Annotated in this window: 16 protein-coding genes; 4 read left to right on the top strand and 12 right to left on the bottom strand. The window is 62.7% G+C overall.

The genetic code is table 11. The features are described 5' to 3' along the window. Positions 1-70: 70 nt before the first annotated feature. On the bottom strand, positions 71-700 hold the full coding sequence (locus tag EOA13_RS05235; protein WP_024504504.1) for a histidine phosphotransferase family protein: 630 nt from the start codon (positions 698-700) through the stop codon (positions 71-73). 391 nt (positions 701-1,091) lie between these two features. Here EOA13_RS05235 and EOA13_RS05230 point away from each other — a divergent pair, with 391 nt between their 5' ends. Both EOA13_RS05230 and EOA13_RS05225 read left to right on the top strand, forming a co-directional pair. Continuing rightward, the gene (locus tag EOA13_RS05230) at positions 1,092-1,628 is read left to right on the top strand and encodes an EipA family protein (RefSeq protein WP_224621527.1); all 537 of its coding nucleotides are present in this window, start codon (positions 1,092-1,094) and stop codon (positions 1,626-1,628) included. Positions 1,629-1,818: 190 nt separating this feature from the next. Further along, the gene (locus tag EOA13_RS05225) at positions 1,819-2,955 is read left to right on the top strand and encodes a hypothetical protein (protein WP_127290268.1); all 1,137 of its coding nucleotides are present in this window, start codon (positions 1,819-1,821) and stop codon (positions 2,953-2,955) included. Between the two features lies 1 nt (position 2,956). On the opposite strand, the gene EOA13_RS05220 is transcribed toward EOA13_RS05225, so the two are convergent. From EOA13_RS05220 to EOA13_RS05195, 6 genes are all read right to left on the bottom strand, one after another. Continuing rightward, positions 2,957-3,760, bottom strand: a complete 804-nt coding sequence (locus tag EOA13_RS05220; protein ID WP_127290266.1) for an RNA methyltransferase — start codon at positions 3,758-3,760, stop codon at positions 2,957-2,959. A 164-nt stretch (positions 3,761-3,924) separates the two neighbouring features. Next, a complete protein-coding gene (locus EOA13_RS05215) occupies positions 3,925-4,269 on the bottom strand; it encodes a metalloregulator ArsR/SmtB family transcription factor (RefSeq protein ID WP_023809905.1) in 345 nt (114 codons plus the stop codon). Positions 4,270-4,421: 152 nt separating this feature from the next. After that, a complete protein-coding gene (locus tag EOA13_RS05210; protein ID WP_127290264.1) occupies positions 4,422-5,201 on the bottom strand; it encodes a HugZ family protein in 780 nt (259 codons plus the stop codon). Positions 5,202-5,232: 31 nt separating this feature from the next. After that, entirely contained in the window at positions 5,233-6,408 is a 1,176-nt protein-coding gene (locus EOA13_RS05205) for a CaiB/BaiF CoA-transferase family protein (RefSeq protein ID WP_127290262.1), read from the bottom strand. A 6-nt stretch (positions 6,409-6,414) separates the two neighbouring features. Continuing rightward, positions 6,415-7,176 carry a 3-hydroxyacyl-CoA dehydrogenase gene (locus EOA13_RS05200; protein ID WP_127290260.1) on the bottom strand — a complete coding sequence of 254 codons (762 nt, stop codon included), beginning with the start codon at positions 7,174-7,176 and terminating at the stop codon, positions 6,415-6,417. A 73-nt stretch (positions 7,177-7,249) separates the two neighbouring features. Continuing rightward, a complete protein-coding gene (locus EOA13_RS05195; protein WP_127290258.1) occupies positions 7,250-7,774 on the bottom strand; it encodes an N-acetyltransferase in 525 nt (174 codons plus the stop codon). 275 nt (positions 7,775-8,049) lie between these two features. Here EOA13_RS05195 and EOA13_RS05190 point away from each other — a divergent pair, with 275 nt between their 5' ends. After that, the gene (locus tag EOA13_RS05190; protein WP_127290256.1) at positions 8,050-9,042 is read left to right on the top strand and encodes a glutathione S-transferase family protein; all 993 of its coding nucleotides are present in this window, start codon (positions 8,050-8,052) and stop codon (positions 9,040-9,042) included. A 1-nt stretch (position 9,043) separates the two neighbouring features. Here EOA13_RS05190 and EOA13_RS05185 read toward each other — a convergent pair whose 3' ends face one another. After that, positions 9,044-9,538 carry an NUDIX domain-containing protein gene (locus tag EOA13_RS05185; protein WP_127290254.1) on the bottom strand — a complete coding sequence of 165 codons (495 nt, stop codon included), beginning with the start codon at positions 9,536-9,538 and terminating at the stop codon, positions 9,044-9,046. 53 nt (positions 9,539-9,591) lie between these two features. Between EOA13_RS05185 and EOA13_RS05180 the strand changes: the two genes are divergently transcribed. Then, positions 9,592-10,521 carry a metallophosphoesterase gene (locus EOA13_RS05180; protein ID WP_127290252.1) on the top strand — a complete coding sequence of 310 codons (930 nt, stop codon included), beginning with the start codon at positions 9,592-9,594 and terminating at the stop codon, positions 10,519-10,521. Here the strand turns inward: EOA13_RS05180 and EOA13_RS05175 are convergent. From EOA13_RS05175 to leuA, 4 genes are all read right to left on the bottom strand, one after another. Then, entirely contained in the window at positions 10,505-11,122 is a 618-nt protein-coding gene (locus tag EOA13_RS05175; protein WP_127290250.1) for a hypothetical protein, read from the bottom strand. The genes EOA13_RS05180 and EOA13_RS05175 overlap by 17 nt on opposite strands. 112 nt (positions 11,123-11,234) lie before the next feature. Beyond that, complete coding sequence (locus EOA13_RS05170) at positions 11,235-12,038, bottom strand: alpha/beta fold hydrolase (protein WP_127290248.1); 804 nt, start codon at positions 12,036-12,038, stop codon at positions 11,235-11,237. A 196-nt stretch (positions 12,039-12,234) separates the two neighbouring features. Further along, complete coding sequence (locus EOA13_RS05165) at positions 12,235-14,010, bottom strand: hypothetical protein (RefSeq protein WP_127290246.1); 1,776 nt, start codon at positions 14,008-14,010, stop codon at positions 12,235-12,237. 184 nt (positions 14,011-14,194) lie between these two features. Then, positions 14,195-15,934: a 2-isopropylmalate synthase gene (gene leuA, locus EOA13_RS05160; RefSeq protein WP_127290244.1), complete on the bottom strand. Its 1,740-nt coding sequence runs from the start codon at positions 15,932-15,934 to the stop codon at positions 14,195-14,197. Positions 15,935-16,477: the final 543 nt, after the last annotated feature.

The following is a 16,477-nucleotide window of genomic DNA, read 5'->3' as shown; positions in this document are numbered from 1 at the left end:
ATGCATCTCAAGTCGATGAGCTGGAATTACAGATTTCAGTGTAGAAATACTTCGCTTATCGGCTGCGCAATCAGGCCGCAGAAAGCACGATTTCTTCCGGCGTCGCGTGGATCGATATCGTCATGCCGGCTTCGCGCGCCAGAAGCAGCGTGTAGTAGGGCTGCACGGAATGCGCGTCGATCGGTTCCTCCGGCTTGTGGCCGGAATGCAGTTCGAGGAACTTCGGCGGCACACGCAGCATCGGGCCAGCCGACGCAAGCGCGAAACGCGGTTCGGTCTCAAGATTTTCCAGCGTCACGGAAAGCTTGCCGCCGCGCGGAATGGCGGCATTGGCGACGAGGATCAGGTTGAGCAGCAGCTTGACCTTGTTCTTGGGCAGCAACGCGCGGGGCCCGTTCCAGGTCAGTTCCGGCTTTTCGTTCTTGAGGAAGGCGATGGCGACCGCTTCGGCATCGCCGGTATCGATCAACATGCCGGCCGAGCCGGCGGCGCCGAAGGCGATGCGGGCGAACTGCAGGCGGGCCGAAGCGTTGCGGGCGCTCTGACGGATCAGCTTCATGGCGTCCTCATCGGCGCCGCCTTCATCAAGCAATTCGAGCCCGTTGTTGATCGCGCCGACCGGCGAGATGATATCGTGGCAGACCCGACTGCACAAAAGCGCTGCCAGATCGGGTGCGGAAAGGGTGAACAGATCGGCCATCGGCGAAAAATCCCTGCAAAATCTCACAACTCATGGCCGGGCGATCGATCGTCGCCTGCCACACGAATCACGCACTCTCTCCTCGGGCTTTCTGAATACACAGCGCCCGTGCGTGCAGCAACAAATCCAAATTGTGGTTGTGGCAAATGGCGTGTTCACGCAGGCTGCCGGCCCCACTTGAGCGACCCCAAACAGCCTTCGAACCGCCATGTTCATGTGTGAGCTTAATGGTTGAAAAAGGATTACGGCATAGTTTGCCCCTAACAGTTACCCTTAACGGCCGGCTAAAAGAGCCGTACGGGGTGCGAGGCGTCGGCGAAGGTGCTCCCTGACGGAGATTGGAAGCATGTTTTCCCGATACTACGACCGGAGCTTTCTCCGTGTCTTCTCAATGGCGGTCACGCTCCTGGGCGTTCTCGTCTTCTCGACTTCAGCCCTGCGGGCCCAGGAATACACCGCTCAGGAGATTGTCGATTCCGGTCACAAATTTTTTGGCGCGACATCGGGCGGGCTCGCCACGGTGATCGAGAAGATTTTTGCCTCCTACGGCCTGCCCAACGGCTATCTGCTGGGCGAAGAGGGCTCGGGTGCGCTGATCGGTGGCCTGACCTATGGCGAAGGCACGCTCTACACCAAGAATGCCGGCGACCACAAAGTGTTCTGGCAAGGCCCGTCGCTCGGCTGGGATTTCGGCGGCGAGGGTTCGCGGGTGATGATGCTGGTCTACAATCTCGACGATGTGGGCAGCCTCTACAACCGCTATGGCGGCGTTGCCGGTTCGGCCTATGTGGTGGCGGGCGTCGGCTTCAACGTGCTGAAGAACAACAATGTGCTCCTGGTGCCGATCCGCACGGGCGTCGGTGCCCGGCTTGGCGTCAATCTCGGCTATCTGAAGCTTACCGAGCGGGCCACGTGGAATCCGTTCTAAGCTGAGGTCCTTGGCTGTCGTTGCGCAAAACCGGGACCGCTTTTGGGTCGACATGCATTAAACTCGTGGCGTTGCGGCAAACCCTTGCCGCAACACTGGATTTCCGCCATGTCAACGTGGCACAGTCAAAGCGCTCTATGCGCTTTTGGTTTATCTTGTTTGATGCTTATCGGCCACAACGGGTAGTCACTTGGTCCAGTCGGTCCTGTTCTTCGTCCTCGGCTTTCTCTGCGCTGGCTTTCTGGCGCTCATGGTGGCTCCGGCCATATGGCGTCGTGCGGTCGCGCTTACACGTAGACGCGTCGAATCCTCGATCCCTCTGACGCAAACCGAAATCCAGGCGGACAAGGATCGCACCCGCGCCGAATACGCCATGACGACGCGCCGCCTGGAAATCAACGTCAAGGCGTTGCGTGAAAAGGCGGCCGAACAACTGGTCGAGATCAATCGCGGTCGCGAGGCCATGAAGGGCCTGGCGGTCGAGCGGACGGACAAGAACCAGGCGCTGACCGAGCTGGGCGCGAAGAACGAAGCGCTGCGTCAACGAGAGGGCGAGTTGCAGCAGCTTTCGGAGCGTCTGAAGGAAACCGAACGCAAGCTTGAAAAGCGCGCACTTGAGCTGGAAAAGCTAGAGCGCATGTATGACGATGCCAGTTTTTCCTCGAGCAGCCGGCAGATCGAGCTCGTGGCGCGAGAGTCCGAAATGCAGAAACTCGCCAGTGACATTGCGATGCTGCGCGGCCAGCGCAAGGAAGCCGACAGGCGCGGCCAGGAAATCGCGGCCGAAAGCAAGGCCGCGCGGGACGCCCTGAAAGCCGAGAAGAAAAGGACCGCCGAGCTCGACAAGAAGGTCGAGCGGCTGCTGGCTACACTTGCCGATCGCGAAGACAAACTCGACCGCCGCGAAAAGGAACTGGCACGCATGCGCGAAAGATCGAAATCCGAAGACAGCGCGCCAGCCTTGCGGCTGGTCGGCAAGGGCGGCGATGTCGCCAGGAGTGATGATTTGGACAAGGCAATCGCCAAGCTCGACAGTGACCGTGAGCAGCTCGAGGCGAGGCTGACGGCGCTGGCGCGCGAGAACAAGCGGCTGAAGGCCGACCTCACCGCACTGGCCGCGTCCAAGGCCACGGACAGCAGCTCTGCCTTGCGCGAGCAGATGAACGCGCTGGCGGCGGAGGTCGTCCATCTGACGGCGAAGCTCGAGGGGCCTGGTTCGCCGATCGCCAAGGCATTGGCGGTACCGTCGGACGCCCGCTCCGGCAACGGTGACCGCAGTCTTGCCGACCGCGTGCGCGCGCTGCAGAAGGCTGACGCGACAAGCTGAATCAGGCCTCTTTTGCCGAAAAATGATGCAGCGCGATGGCTGAAGCCGCGGCGACATTCAGGCTGTCGAAGCCTTCCGCCATGGTAATCCGCACGTTGCGCAGGCTTGCGAGCAGGTTGTCCGGCAAGCCTTCGCCCTCGGTGCCGAGATAGAGCGCCAGGCGCTTACTGCGCTGCGCATCGCGGATGTCGGTCTTCCCGCGTGGCGATAGCGCGAATTGTTCGAAGCCACGTCGGGCGAGCATCGTTGTGAAGCCGGCGGTGTCGGAGAACGATGCGAAGGGGATCTTGAGCGCGGCGCCGACCGAAACGCGGATCGCCTTGCGATAGAGCGGGTCGCAGCATGTCGCATCCAGCAGAACCGCGTCAGCGCCAAAGGCGGCGGCGTTGCGGAAGATCGAGCCCATATTGTCATGGTTGGCGATGCCGACGAGCACTACGACGAGCGCCCGAGGCGGCAAGCCATCGAGCAGGTCTTCGGCCGGCTGCGGCTCTCCCTTGCGGCCAATGGCCAGGATGCCGCGATGCATATGAAATCCGGCGATAGCGTCCATCACCGCGCTGGTGGCGACATAGACCGGGAGGTCGGCGGGCGCCTTGCTCAGGATGTTGTCGAGACCTGCAAGCCGGTTTTCCAGGACCAGGATCGATTCGGCGGCAAAGCGCCCGGTCGAGAGCAGCAGGTCGAGCACCACCTTGCCTTCGGCGACGAAGCGGCCTTGCCGGCCGGCGAGGTCACGCTCGCGAATGTCGAGATAGGCAGCGACGCGCGGATCTTGCGGGTCGTCGATGCGAATGGGATCCATGCATTCCTCGCGACCGTCGCATCGGCCCGAAAATCCGGACCGCTTCCCGGCGCTCACCTTGTTTGGAAAGCACGATGCGACAATTCGGGACAATCAGCCAGCTTTGTGCGCTCCGGATGGGCGCATGTCGCTCTGAAATCACCGGCGAGATCGGCGTTATGTGGTCAGGTTCCAGCACGGCGCAAACGGTGCGCCATCTGGGATAGGTCATCCTTGCCGCTGCCGAAAATGCCGTCCAGCATGACAAGCAGTTCTCGCACGGCGTCGGATTTGCAGGAGTAGTAGATCATCTGCCGGTCGCGGCGGGTCTCGACCAGGTCGAGCGCTCGCAACTTGGCGAGGTGCTGGGACAGGGCGGATTGGCTGAGCATCACCTTCTCGGCAATGGCTCCAACCGACATTTCACCTTCGGCGAGATAGCTCATGATTAACAGTCGCTTCTCATTGCCCATCAGCATGAGAAACTCTGCCGCCGATTCGGCGTTCACGATTAGCTTTGTCGAGACCATCGATCCCCCATGCTTCCTGTTCATCCCGACGCCATGGGGGCAATGGCGTCTGATTCCATAAATTCACTTGTCGATCGGCGCTGGCGATTCAGCGTCACCAAAAGGTAGAGCATTTCAGTTAAATCTCAAGTGTTGCTTTTGATTCAGCATAATTAAGTCTCAGTCCCGGCGTCGACAATGGCTCGACCGGCCTTGGCCATATCGACCAGAACGTGCCGCAATTCGCCTGCCGCCGCCAAAGGGTGTGGGTAAAAGGCACGGCAAGCATCGTCGCCAGACACCAGATCCATGCCATCGGCATCGAATCCGGCAACACGCCAGCCGTTTCCGGATACTTTCGCGAAATGCTGTGCGTAGACGGCGATCGCGTCGAGATGGTCGGCGTTCATGTGGTCGATGGCCGATTGTTCGCGCGCCGCGAGTTCCTCGACGACCGGTCCGCTGGCGAGCAAATCCGATCGATCGAGCTGATAGGCCTTGCCGAAGCCGCCATTGAGGCTGGCGCGTTGCGGATCAAGGCGAAAGATCGAAAAGTCGCCGAGACCGGCGTAAAGATTCGCCCTGGGATTGTGATTGAGATAACGGCGCTCGGTGCGGGCGTGTTCGGCTGATCCGCGCTCAAGCCGTGCCGCCTGGCAGATCAATGTCAGGCGCGGGTGCGCCAGCGGGTCGCCCTTGCCTGGTTGGCCGAGCAACAGGGAACAGCGCGGATCGGCAAGCAGCGCGCCGGTGTGCGCCGAAAGCATCGAAACCAGGATCAGCGGCGCGCCGTCGATGTCGGTGGCCACGCCGACCCTGCTGGCCAGCGGCGAGCCGGTTTGCGGTTCGATCACCGCCAGGGCGCCAAAGCGGGCGCTGCGCAGAAGCGTCTTCGCCAGCCGGATCGCTTCGGCGTCCGTCTCGCGGATCACGTCCTTTTTCGGCTCGTCCAAGGCAGCACCACAGTAAGTTGATCTTTCTTCTCTAGTTATCGGTCAGCAAGCCGGATTTGACAAGATCGTCGATCTCGGCTTTCGCAAAGCCGAAACGTGCCAGAATTGCCGATGGCGACAAATCCTCATTGCCTGGCATAGTGGCCAATGTCGGTTGCGAGCTCGAGAAACGCGGCGCGGGGGCCGAGCGCTCAAATGCACCTGTCGTCACAGAGGCGTTGCGTGCCCGATTGTGCGGGTGGTGCTTCGCCTCTTGCAGCGACAGGACGGGTGCAACGCAGGCATCGGTCTGCGCGAACAGAAGGTCCCAGTCGTCGCGTGGTTTCTGCCGGATCCGATCGGCAATGGCGGCGCGCATCGGCGGCCACAGGGCCTTGTCGTACTGGCCGGACGCAAAGCGCTCGTCGAGCGGCAGCAGCCTGGCGAATTCGGCGAAGAATTGCGGCTCGAGACAGCCGATGGCGATATGGCGTCCGTCCGACGTCTCATAGGTATCGTAGAACGGGGCGCCGGAATCGAGCAGGTTCGCGCCGCGCTTGTCGCTCCACAAGCCGGCCGCCATCAAGGCGTGCAGGGGCACCGCCAGCATCGAGGCACCCTCGACCATCGCGGCGTCGATGACTTCACCCTTGCCCGTGCGCGAACGTTGGAACAGGGCGGCCAGCACGCCGGCAATCAGCATCATGGCGCCACCGCCATAGTCGGCGACAAGGTTGAGCGGCGGGACCGGACGGCTGCCGACATGGCCGATGGCGTGCAGCACGCCGCTATAGGCGAGGTAGGTGATGTCGTGGCCGGCGCGGCCGGCGAGCGGGCCGTCCTGACCGAAGCCGGTCATACGGCCGTAGATCAGCGCCGGGTTACGCGCCAGCACCGCTTCCGGGCCGAGGCCGAGCCGCTCCATCACGCCCGGGCGAAAGCCTTCGAGCAACATGTCCGCCTTTTCGGCAAGGCGCAGCAACAGATCGGTGCCTTCACGGCGCTTCAGGTCGAGGCGCAGGACGGCGCGGCCATGGCGGTTGATGTTGTACTCATCCGGCAGCGACAGGAACTGGCTCGTCCCCGCCCGCTCGATGCGCAGCACTTCGGCGCCCATCTCCGACAGCATCAGGCCGGCCAGCGGCACGGGGCCGAGCCCGGCCATCTCGATCATCTTCAGCCCGGCAAGCGGGCCGGTCTTGCCGGCAGCGGACGGGCCGGTGCTCATGTCCGTCTATTTCGGCGCCATGCGGATGGCGCCGTCGAGGCGGATGGTCTCGCCGTTCAGCATCTGGTTCTCGATGATGTGCAGGGCGAGAGCGGCATATTCGGATGGTTCACCGAGACGCGACGGGAAGGGCACGGCGGCGCCCAGCGAATCCTGCACCTCTTGGGGCATGCCGGTCATCATGGGCGTCTTGAAGATGCCGGGTGCGATGGTGCAGACGCGGATGCCGGAACGGGCAAGGTCGCGCGCCACCGGCAGCGTCATGCCGACGACGCCGCCCTTGGACGCCGCATAGGCGGCCTGGCCGATCTGGCCGTCATAGGCGGCAACCGAAGCGGTGTTGACGATGACGCCGCGCTCGCCGCCTTGCAGCGGCTCGAGCCTTGAAGCGCGCTCGGCGACGAGGCGGATCATGTTGAACGTGCCGATCAGATTGACCTCGATCACCTTGCGGTACTGATCGAGGGGATGAGGACCATCCTTGCCGATCGTCTTCACCCCAATGGCGATGCCGGCGCAATTGACCAGCATCCGCGGCTCGCCAAGCTTGTCGGCGACGTCGGCGAGTGCAGCGGTCCCACTGTCGGCGCTGCTGACGTCGCACCGGACGGCAATGCCGCCGATCTCGGCCGCGACCTTGGCCGCGCGATCGATGCCGACGTCGAAGATAGCGACGCGGGCGCCCTTGGCGGCCAGCGCGCGTGCCGTTGCCTCGCCGAGACCGGAGCCGCCGCCGGTAACGATCGCGATCTGGCCGTTCGGGTTCATGGCGTCATCCTTTGATCTCAGGAACAGTGGGACGGATCAGGCGCCAGATCGAAGGGGAAGGTCAAGCCTTCACCTAGACGTGCTCGCCGACCCTGGCCTGGCTGGCATGGCAAACCTCGCCCGAGAGCCTGGCTACTGCGCCCGGCGCGATCTCGTGCGACAGCAGCCGGTCGAGATCGACGGGGCGCGGCATCGAAATCTGGCCACGCGGAATCCGCTTGAAACCGAGCGGCCCGTAATAGGGCTCGTCACCGACCAGCATGACGGCAGGTGCGCCGGTCTTGGCGGCGGCCTCCAGCGCGATCGCCACCAGCCGGCGGCCGATGCCGAGATTCTTGAAGGCCGGCCGCACGGCGAGCGGCCCGAGCATCAATGCGCGGCCGGCACCGGCGGCGATGCGGGTCATGCGCACGGAGGCGACCACTATGTCCCCATCGACGGCGACAAAGGACAGCGAGCGCTCGTGCCCTCCGGCCTCACGAATCTTGTAAGCGGCCAGCACAAAGCGGCCGGGCCCGAAGGCTTCGTCGTTGATGGCTTCGATCTCGGGGTCGTGCGCCGGGGCTTCCGGCAGGTATTTCACGTCGGCAAGGCTCATGGTCTTTGCGGTCCGGTACAAGGAGGAAAGGTTTGCTGCAAACGGCAGCATTCGCCAGTCAGCGCTTCATCAAGCGCGGGCGCCCTTTCGTCGTCGGTCAGACCGGATCAAAGCAAAGTCGAACATGCGGATTGTCCGCTAGCATCAATTTCCCGCCGCTGCAATCGGCCGTTTTTGTCCGTCATTTCTGCCAAGTGACAGTCTGTTCAGCACCTGACGTCTTCGACAGGGCAACCTTGCGCCTACATCAACCAACAGGACGCAAGGAGATTTGCATGGGATTGCTGGTCGACGGCAGGTGGCAGGATCGCTGGTACGATACGGCGGATAACGGTGGCAGGTTCGTACGGGCGCAGTCGCAATGGCGCGATTGGATCACCGTTGACGGGGCGCCTGCCGAAGGCCGGACGCGCGGTTTCAAGGCCGAGCCCGGCCGCTATCACCTCTATGTCTCGCTTGCCTGTCCGTGGGCCCACCGGACGTTGATCTTTCGCGCGCTGAAGAAGCTGGAGGGCGTCATATCGGTGTCGGTGGTGCATCATTTCATGGGCGCCAACGGCTGGACGTTCGTGGCTGAGGACGGCGCCACGGGCGACACGCTTTACGGCCTCGACTTCCTGCACCAGATCTATGCCAAGGCCGATCCCGCCTATTCGGGCCGGGTGACGGTGCCGGTGCTGTGGGACAAAAAGGAGCAGACCATCGTCTCCAACGAGTCTTCCGAAATCATCCGCATGCTGAATTCAGCCTTCGACGAATGGGGCGACGCCAGCCTCGATTTCTATCCGAAGGCGTTGCGCGGCGAGATCGATCGGATCAATGCGCTGGTCTATCCCGCGGTCAACAACGGCGTCTATCGCGCCGGCTTCGCCACCACGCAACGTGCCTATGAAGAGGCGTTCGGTGAATTGTTCACAGCGCTGGATACGCTGGAGGAGCGGCTGTCGAAGCAGCGCTATCTCGTCGGCGATCGTATCACCGAAGCCGACTGGCGGCTGTTCACCACGCTGGTGCGCTTCGATCCGGTTTATGTCGGCCATTTCAAATGCAATCTGCGCCGTATCGCCGACTACCCGAACCTGTCCAACTATCTGCGTGATCTCTACCAGGTGCCTGATGTGGCCGGGACGGTGAATCTGCATCATATCAAGGCGCATTATTACGGCAGCCACCAGACAATCAATCCGACGCGGATCGTGCCTGTCGGACCGGATCTGGATTATGCCGCACGGCATGACCGGGCGCGCTTCGAGAAAGCGGCAGCCTGATCTACCAGTAGGGCGAGGGCTGCTCGCCGTCAAAAACCTCGGCGATCCGGCGCAGCGTCGCCGGCGTCGTGCCCTCGGGCAAGCCGTCGAGCGGGAAGAAGCCGGCTTCGGCGATTTCGTGGTCCGGCAGCTTCGGCGCCGTCTGGCTGAAATGCTCGAGCAAATAAAAGCCGACATGGTCGCGGCGGCTGGAGCGGCGGTTGAAATGCATCGATTTGAGCACCGGCGGGGCGGTGAGAGCGATGTTGCCTTCCTCGGCCAGTTCACGGGCCAGTGCCTCGTTCATCGTCTCGCCGACTTCGACGCCGCCGCCGGGAAGCTGCCAGCCCGGTACATAGGTATGGCGAATAAGGAAGACGGACCTGGACGCCCTGTCGTGGATCAAGCCGCGCACGCCAAGCGTCATCGGCCTCCGCAGCACGAAATAGAGATGGAACAGCCTGGCCCTCAAACCTGGCCAGCCGGTCTGGCGGAAGGCATCTTCAGGGCTCGTCATTGATAGCGAAACCGTGGGTGGAAAGCCGCGCGCGGGTCGCCTATGAAGGTTGTATGTTCAGGCTCGCGCATATTTCCGATGTCCATCTGGGGCCGCTCCCCGATGTATCCTATCGCGATCTCGCCTCCAAGCGCGTGCTCGGCTATGTCAACTGGCAGCGCAACCGCCGCCGCCATATGCATGACGCGGTGATTGACACGATCGTCGCCGACATCAAGGCGAACACGCCTGACCACCTCGCCGTCACCGGCGACCTGGTCAATCTGGCGCTCGACGGCGAGATCGAGATGGCCAGGCACTGGTTGGAGACGCTGGGGCCGGCGCATGATGTTTCGGTCGTTCCGGGCAACCACGACGCCTATGTGCCAGGCGCCTTCGACAAGGTCTGCCGATCCTGGGCGGCGTGGATGAGCGGCGACGGCGTCAACACGCCGGTCGATCGTAACGCATTTCCCTATCTGCGCGTGCGCGGCAACGTCGCGCTGATCGGTGTCTCGACTGCGCGCGCCACGGCACCCTTCATGGCCAATGGTTTCTTCATGGAAGGCCAAGCGAAGCGGCTCAGCAAAATCCTCGGGGATACCGCCGGACAGGGGCTGTTCCGCGCCATCATGATCCATCATCCGCCGGTGCGCGGCGCGGTCCCGCAGCACAAGCGGCTGTTCGGCATTGCCCGCTTCAACAAGATCATTCGCCGCCACGGCGCCGACCTTGTGCTGCACGGCCATTCACATCTGCCGTCGCTGTTCTTCATCGGCGGTCGCGGCGTCAGGATCCCAGCGGTCGGCGTCGCCGCCGCCGGCCAGGCGCCGGGCGGCAAGAACCCGGCGGCGCAGTACAATCTGTTCGACATTGACGGCGAGACGGGCAATTGGCGGATCCGGCTGACGCGGCGCGGCCTGACCGGGCCGTCCATGCCGCCATCCGATCTGCAGACACTGGAACTCGGTGCCGTGACTGGCGCCGCTATGGCCGCAAGCTGACTACCATGGCGACGATGCGGTCCCAGAACAGGACGATGGACACGAGAAGACCGACCAGGGCACCGGCAGCCACAAGGCCAAGCCCGGACAGAAAGGCCGACCAGCGTTTGCCGCGCGCCGTCGCGCGCAGCGGCGGTTCGGCTTCCGGCACATAGGCACGTTTCATGCCGGCGACGGCCGGTTCGACGCCGCCTTCCAGCATCCTCTGACGCTCGACAATGCGCTCCGCGACATAGCGTGTCACGGAATCGGCAACCGGCTTCATCTCGGTGGATTCGGCAAGCACCACCCGGCCGATACGGGTGTCCTTGAGGAAGCGATAGGTGCGGCGGTCGCGCCCCATGGCGACATGGCTGATGGCGTCGATCCACAGGCGCGGCTGCAAGCCGGACGAGACGACAAAGTCGAAATTGTCCATGTCGGCCGGAACATCGGCAAAAACCGGCGCCAGCTCGGCGGCAAGCAGATCGAGACGCATGCGATGCGCTTCGCGCATGTCGACGACGACATCGTCGCGGTCGGCGAAGGCATTTTTGACATCACGGATGGCATCGGACAGTTTCTTCGACTGGTCGATGGTCTTCTCGCCTGCTTCCTTCATCGGCGTCTGCCTCGTGGGTTTGGTTAACATCGGGTTAACACAGCCGCCGGCAAAATGCACTGGCGAGATCGACGGCCCTGGGGTGCCCAGGAAGGTTGTCGTGCGCGAAAAGTCAGCTGGCTGCTGCGGCGAATTTCTGGCGATGCGGTCTGGCGCGGCGGTTGGTGTTGCGGCGGATGATCTCGGCAACGAGGTCGGGGGCTTCCTCCGCCAGCATATGGCCGGCCTCCAGCACGTGGTGCACGTGAAAATGCGCCGGCAGGTCATCGGCCTGGGTAAAGGGCAGCACCGCATCGTTGGTGCCCCATGCCACCATCACCGGCATGTTCAGTCCATCGAGGCGATCGTGCGGGATGACGCCTTGCCGATCGTCCACGGTCATGGCGGCCGCGATCTCGACGAGCTTTTCGAGTTGGCCGGGTCGTCTGCGCATTTCCCAAAGGATGTCCACCGTATGTTCGAGCGGCGGGGCTGAAGGTCCCGACATGACGGCGAGGCAGGAGCGGATCTCGGACCGATCCGCGGCTTCGGCATAGCGGCGCAACAGCGCTCCATTGATTTCGGGGCCAAGGCCGCCCGGCGCCAGAAGCGTCAGCGAGGCTATCTTTTCGGGCTCGGCCAGCCCCATCAGCGCCGCCACGGCACCGCCCATCGAGTGGCCCACGAGATGAACGCGCTTCAGGCGACGCTCCGAGAGATCGGCCAGAACCGCCTTGGCCGCCACCCTGGCCGGACCGGCGGCGGGAAAATCGAGCGACATCCCGTGCCCAGGCAGATCATAGGCCAGCGTATGCGTGGAAGGCGTCAGGGCGGAAATCACCTCGCGCCATACATCGTGGCAGCCGCCGAAACCGTGCAGCAGGACGATGGCCTTCGAGCCAACACCCTCTTCGGCGGCAAAAAGTGATGCGGTCATGAAAGCTGTTTTTTGTTATTGCAGAATGCGCGACACCAATGGTGGCTGAATTGCTCCTAGTCCAACGTGATGACCAGTAAAATTTTCGCGATTTGTACGGTTGTGTACAGAACTTGGCTACCAATCGGCAATCGGCGATCGGAGCGCAGGAAATCCATCGGGACGCGGCGCAGCCGGTGCGCGGACGTCGATGGTGTCAGCTTGGGCTGCCGAGCCCGGCAGCGCGGAGTGCCTGGACCAGCCGGTCGGTCAGGTCGGCCGGATATTTCCGCTCGACGAAAGTCGCCCGCGGATCGGCGGCAAATTTGGGGAACTCGGTGGTCAGCTGTTTCAGCAGCGTGCCCACCAGATGGTCCTGTCCGGCAGCCTTGGCGCCGACCAGCCGCGCCGCCAGATAGTGTGATTTCGTTGCCGTCGTTCTCAGTGCCACGCTGGCCGCGACCGCCTTGTTCATGTCGCCGAGCATGAGTTCACCGACGAACAGCCCGTAGTCCCACCATGTCGGGTGCCCGCTGAAGGTCTCCGCCGCATGATCGAGGATCGGCGTTCCCTCGGCATATCGTCCGGCGAAGATCAGCCCGTAGCCGTAAGCGGCGGCCATGCCGAGGTCGTAGGGGTTGAGTTCATAGGCCTTGCGCATCCAGCGGATCGCTTCGTCCGTATTGCCGAGGCGCGAACTGACATAGCCGTAGGAGCGATGCGCATAAGGGCTGGTCGGACCCATCTGCACGCCGCGATGGGCAAACTCGACGGCTGTTTCAATCGTCGCATTGGGCGGATAGGCGTAATGATCGGACACCGCCTCGAGATGCAGGGAAGCAAGTTCCGAATAGACGAGCGAGGACTTGGTTCCACCATTGGCCAGCTTCTCGAGGCAACGATAGGCTGCCTCATGCGTCCTGGCGTTCTGGTCGAGATAATATTTGCCGTTGAGCAGTAGGCATTGCGTCAGACCGTTTGGCGTGCCGGTCTGCTCGATATAGTTGTAGATGGTGCCGGAGGCGGGGAGTGCCGAGCTCAGCATGTCGGCGATACGGTCTTCGACCGCGGCAGGTGCGCTGTCGGCGGGGGTGAGATTGCGCGATAGAAGCACTCGTCCGGACGCCATGCTTTGCAGTTCGATCGTGATGTCGCCCGCGTCCGGTCCGGGCAGGACGTCGAATATGAAGCTCGCAGCGTCGTCAGCCGGATCGCCGACGGTGTCGCGGCCGATGAAGTCGATGGTATCGAAGCCACTCAGGCCGGCGCGCAGCGATGCGGCGACACGGCTGGCGTCGGGGCCGTCGGCCTTGAGTCCGATATAGACTTGCGGAAGGGCGTCAGCCCTTGCCGATGCCGTGACGCTTGCGGTTGCGCCAGCGATCTCCGGCGTTGCCGAGATGTCGCCGCCTGCCAGCAAGGCAGTGCTGCCCTGGCGAAGGATCAGTACGCCCAGCATGGCGATGACCAGGGCGATCGCCATCCAGAAAAAGCGGAGATGGCGCGCCACCGAGGGGGCAGGCGAAGACGGTACGGAAGCCAGAGACATCGCGTCCAGCATGCCCGTGCCGGCTTCGTTGGACCGATCGGCGGATACGGCGCCGTCCAGCCTGAGTTCGGGAACAGCCTCGGCAAGACCCGGCAGGCGGATCGCGTTCAATTCATAGGCAGGAACATAGCCGCCGCGCGGAATGGCGATGCGGACCGGCTCGGCAATTCCCTCATTGGCAAAATAGTGCTGCAGAAGCTCGCGCAGCCTGCCTGCCTGCACACGCACCACGGCATCGGTGGACGGATCGAAATCGCCGTCCTTGCCGAAAACATCCATGGCAATGGAAAAGCCCTTGAGCCTGTCGGCTTCGCCAGCCTGTTCACGTTCGACAAGATAACGCAGCAGCTTGCGCGCGCGTTCGGATCGGCCGAACGTTTGGCTGGCAAGCAGTCGCTCCAGTGTCTCGCGCACTGCGGGGGCGGCAGGCGTGGCATGCTGCAAGTGTCGATCCTCTCGAAGTCGGCACAGGTTGAGGCGCGATCATATAGGTCCCGCACCACCACACAAGTATACACCCCATTATGCGATCACGTACCCACCGGATAATTCCGCGGTGGTTAATGGCCCGAAAGACCGGAACCGATCACCAGGTTGGGAGGGTTCCGATCTTTGTTCCCGTCGGGCGTCAGCCGGCTTTTTTACCGACGATACGGTTCGCGGCAGACATCACCGCCTCCAGTGAGGCGGCGACGATGTTGGTGTTGATCCCGGCGCCGAACAGCTTGCCGCCGGGATATTCCATCTCGACATAGGAAATGGCCGAGGCGTTCGAGCCGCGCTGCAACGAGTGCTCGGAATAGTCGAGCACCGACATCTCGACGCCGAGATGACGCGACAGTGCATCGACGAAGCCGTCGATCGGACCGGTGCCCGTGCCTGTAATCGTTACTTCCTTGCCGTGGTCGAGGATGACCGCCTCGACCACGCGCCGGCCCTTGATTTCGGTGCTGGGGTAGGTGTGGTGATCGAGGAATTTTAGCCGCGCGGCAGGCTGATCGACATAGGTTTCGAGAAAGCGCTCGTAGATGCGCCTAGCCGGCACTTCCTTGCCCTCGGCGTCGGTGATCGCCTGGATTTCCTGGCTGAACTCGATCTGCAGATTGCGCGGCAAATTGAGGCCGTAATCGGCCTGCAGCACATAGGCGATGCCACCCTTGCCGGACTGCGAATTGATGCGGATGATGGCTTCGTAGCTGCGGCCGACATCGGCCGGATCGATCGGCAGATAGGGCACTTCCCACAGGCTCGTATTGGCCTTCTTCAGCGCCTTCATGCCCTTGTTGATGGCATCCTGGTGCGAACCGGAAAAGGCGGTGTAGACGAGTTCGCCGACATAGGGGTGGCGCTCGGGGATCTTCAACTGGTTCGAATATTCGTAGACGTCCTTCATCCGGTTGATGTCGGAGCAGTCGATCAACGGATCGACACCTTGCGTGTACATGTTCAGCGCCAGCGTGACGATGTCGACATTGCCGGTGCGCTCGCCATTGCCAAACAGCGTGCCTTCGACACGGTCGGCGCCGGCCATCAGGCCGAGTTCGGTGGTGGCGATGCCGGTGCCGCGGTCATTGTGCGGATGCAGCGAGACCAGCAGGTTCTCCCGGTTGTCGAGGTTGCGGCACATCCACTCGATACGGTCGGCATAGATGTTGGGGGTCGACATCTCGACCGTCGACGGCAGGTTGACGATCAGCTTGTTGTCCGCCGTCGGCCTGACGATCTCGGTGACGGCGTTGCAGATCTCCAGCGCCACTTCGAGTTCGGTGCCGGTAAAGCTCTCCGGCGAATACTCGAAACGAAAGCCGCCGCCGGCCTTGGCCGCCATGTCGGTGATCATCTTGGCGGCGTCGGTGGCGATCCGCTTGATGCCGTCGACGTCCTTTTCGAAGACGACGCGACGCTGCAGCTCACTGGTCGAATTGTAGAAATGGACGATCGGGTTGGTGGCGCCCTTCAGCGCCTCGAAGGTGCGGGTGATCAGCTCCGGCCGGCACTGCACCAGCACCTGCAGCGAGACATCGGCGGGCACGTTGCCTTCCTCGATGCACCAGCGGGCAAAGTCGAAATCGGTCTGCGAGGCCGACGGGAAGCCGATCTCGATCTCCTTGAAGCCCATGTCGAGCAGCAGGCCGAACATGCGTGCCTTGCGCTCATGGCCCATCGGATCGATCAGCGCCTGGTTGCCGTCGCGCAAGTCGACCGAGCACCAGATCGGAGCCTTGTCGATCACTTTCGAAGGCCAGGTCCGGTCGGTGAGGCCGACGGTCGGATAGGGCTGATATTTGCGAGCCGCGTCGGGCATCCCTTTAGCCGAATCCGTGTCGGCTACCGCGGCATCGGAGCGGATTTCTTCTCGTGCGTTCATCGTCGTTTCTCCCGGCGGCTCATGGATCCACCTTCGGCGGATTGATGGCGAGCGGCGCCTTTACCAGAATTTCGTTCGCTTGATGTGATTGCCAAGGAGCATGCGCTTGCGCGGCGGTTCGACCGCCGGGCGCTCCTTCAGCGAACCCGGCGATCGCCGATAAGGCCGAGAAGAAGCAGGGTCGAAGCCAGCGCGCGCACGGTCTCGCCGGAAAAACCGGTCGGACGGGAAGCGTTGGTGGCGCGCGTGTTCATGGCTGATCTCATATAGGAGCGGCTTGTGGGAGGCAAGTGGGGCCGCATTGCGGGTAATGCTGATGACAGCGAGTTCGGCAGTGTTGGCAGCTTTTATGCCGGCAGCTTTCCACGATAGGAATTTTTTCCGACTCGGTGACCTCAGCTATGGTACATATTCGTCCATGGTGCTGATCTGCGCCAGTGACCCGCCGCACAGGCGGGTTTTTCGTTTGATGCTCCGTCAGCCAACGCGCCGAAGGCTGCGAGGGAACCCGAGTTCGGTGCCTTGGCATTGCTGGCCGGATCT

It is taken from the genome of Mesorhizobium sp. M7A.F.Ca.US.011.01.1.1, from assembly GCF_003998295.1.
Classification (GTDB): domain Bacteria; phylum Pseudomonadota; class Alphaproteobacteria; order Rhizobiales; family Rhizobiaceae; genus Mesorhizobium.
The sequence above is the reverse complement of the archived record's forward strand: the minus strand, read 5'-3'. Positions and strand labels throughout refer to the sequence as shown.

What these genes read in the sequence shown, in the direction of transcription:
- EOA13_RS05235 (WP_024504504.1), bottom strand. Translation starts at nt 700, where the DNA reads ATGGCCGATCTGTTCACCCTTTCCGCACCCGATCTGGCAGCGCTTTTG.
- EOA13_RS05230 (WP_224621527.1), top strand. Translation starts at nt 1,092, where the DNA reads ATGGCGGTCACGCTCCTGGGCGTTCTCGTCTTCTCGACTTCAGCCCTG.
- EOA13_RS05220 (WP_127290266.1), bottom strand. Translation starts at nt 3,760, where the DNA reads ATGGATCCCATTCGCATCGACGACCCGCAAGATCCGCGCGTCGCTGCC.
- EOA13_RS05215 (WP_023809905.1), bottom strand. Translation starts at nt 4,269, where the DNA reads ATGGTCTCGACAAAGCTAATCGTGAACGCCGAATCGGCGGCAGAGTTT.
- EOA13_RS05205 (WP_127290262.1), bottom strand. Translation starts at nt 6,408, where the DNA reads ATGAGCACCGGCCCGTCCGCTGCCGGCAAGACCGGCCCGCTTGCCGGG.
- EOA13_RS05200 (WP_127290260.1), bottom strand. Translation starts at nt 7,176, where the DNA reads ATGAACCCGAACGGCCAGATCGCGATCGTTACCGGCGGCGGCTCCGGT.
- EOA13_RS05195 (WP_127290258.1), bottom strand. Translation starts at nt 7,774, where the DNA reads ATGAGCCTTGCCGACGTGAAATACCTGCCGGAAGCCCCGGCGCACGAC.
- EOA13_RS05190 (WP_127290256.1), top strand. Translation starts at nt 8,050, where the DNA reads ATGGGATTGCTGGTCGACGGCAGGTGGCAGGATCGCTGGTACGATACG.
- EOA13_RS05185 (WP_127290254.1), bottom strand. Translation starts at nt 9,538, where the DNA reads ATGACGAGCCCTGAAGATGCCTTCCGCCAGACCGGCTGGCCAGGTTTG.
- EOA13_RS05180 (WP_127290252.1), top strand. Translation starts at nt 9,592, where the DNA reads ATGTTCAGGCTCGCGCATATTTCCGATGTCCATCTGGGGCCGCTCCCC.
- EOA13_RS05175 (WP_127290250.1), bottom strand. Translation starts at nt 11,122, where the DNA reads ATGAAGGAAGCAGGCGAGAAGACCATCGACCAGTCGAAGAAACTGTCC.
- EOA13_RS05170 (WP_127290248.1), bottom strand. Translation starts at nt 12,038, where the DNA reads ATGACCGCATCACTTTTTGCCGCCGAAGAGGGTGTTGGCTCGAAGGCC.
- leuA (WP_127290244.1), bottom strand. Translation starts at nt 15,934, where the DNA reads ATGAACGCACGAGAAGAAATCCGCTCCGATGCCGCGGTAGCCGACACG.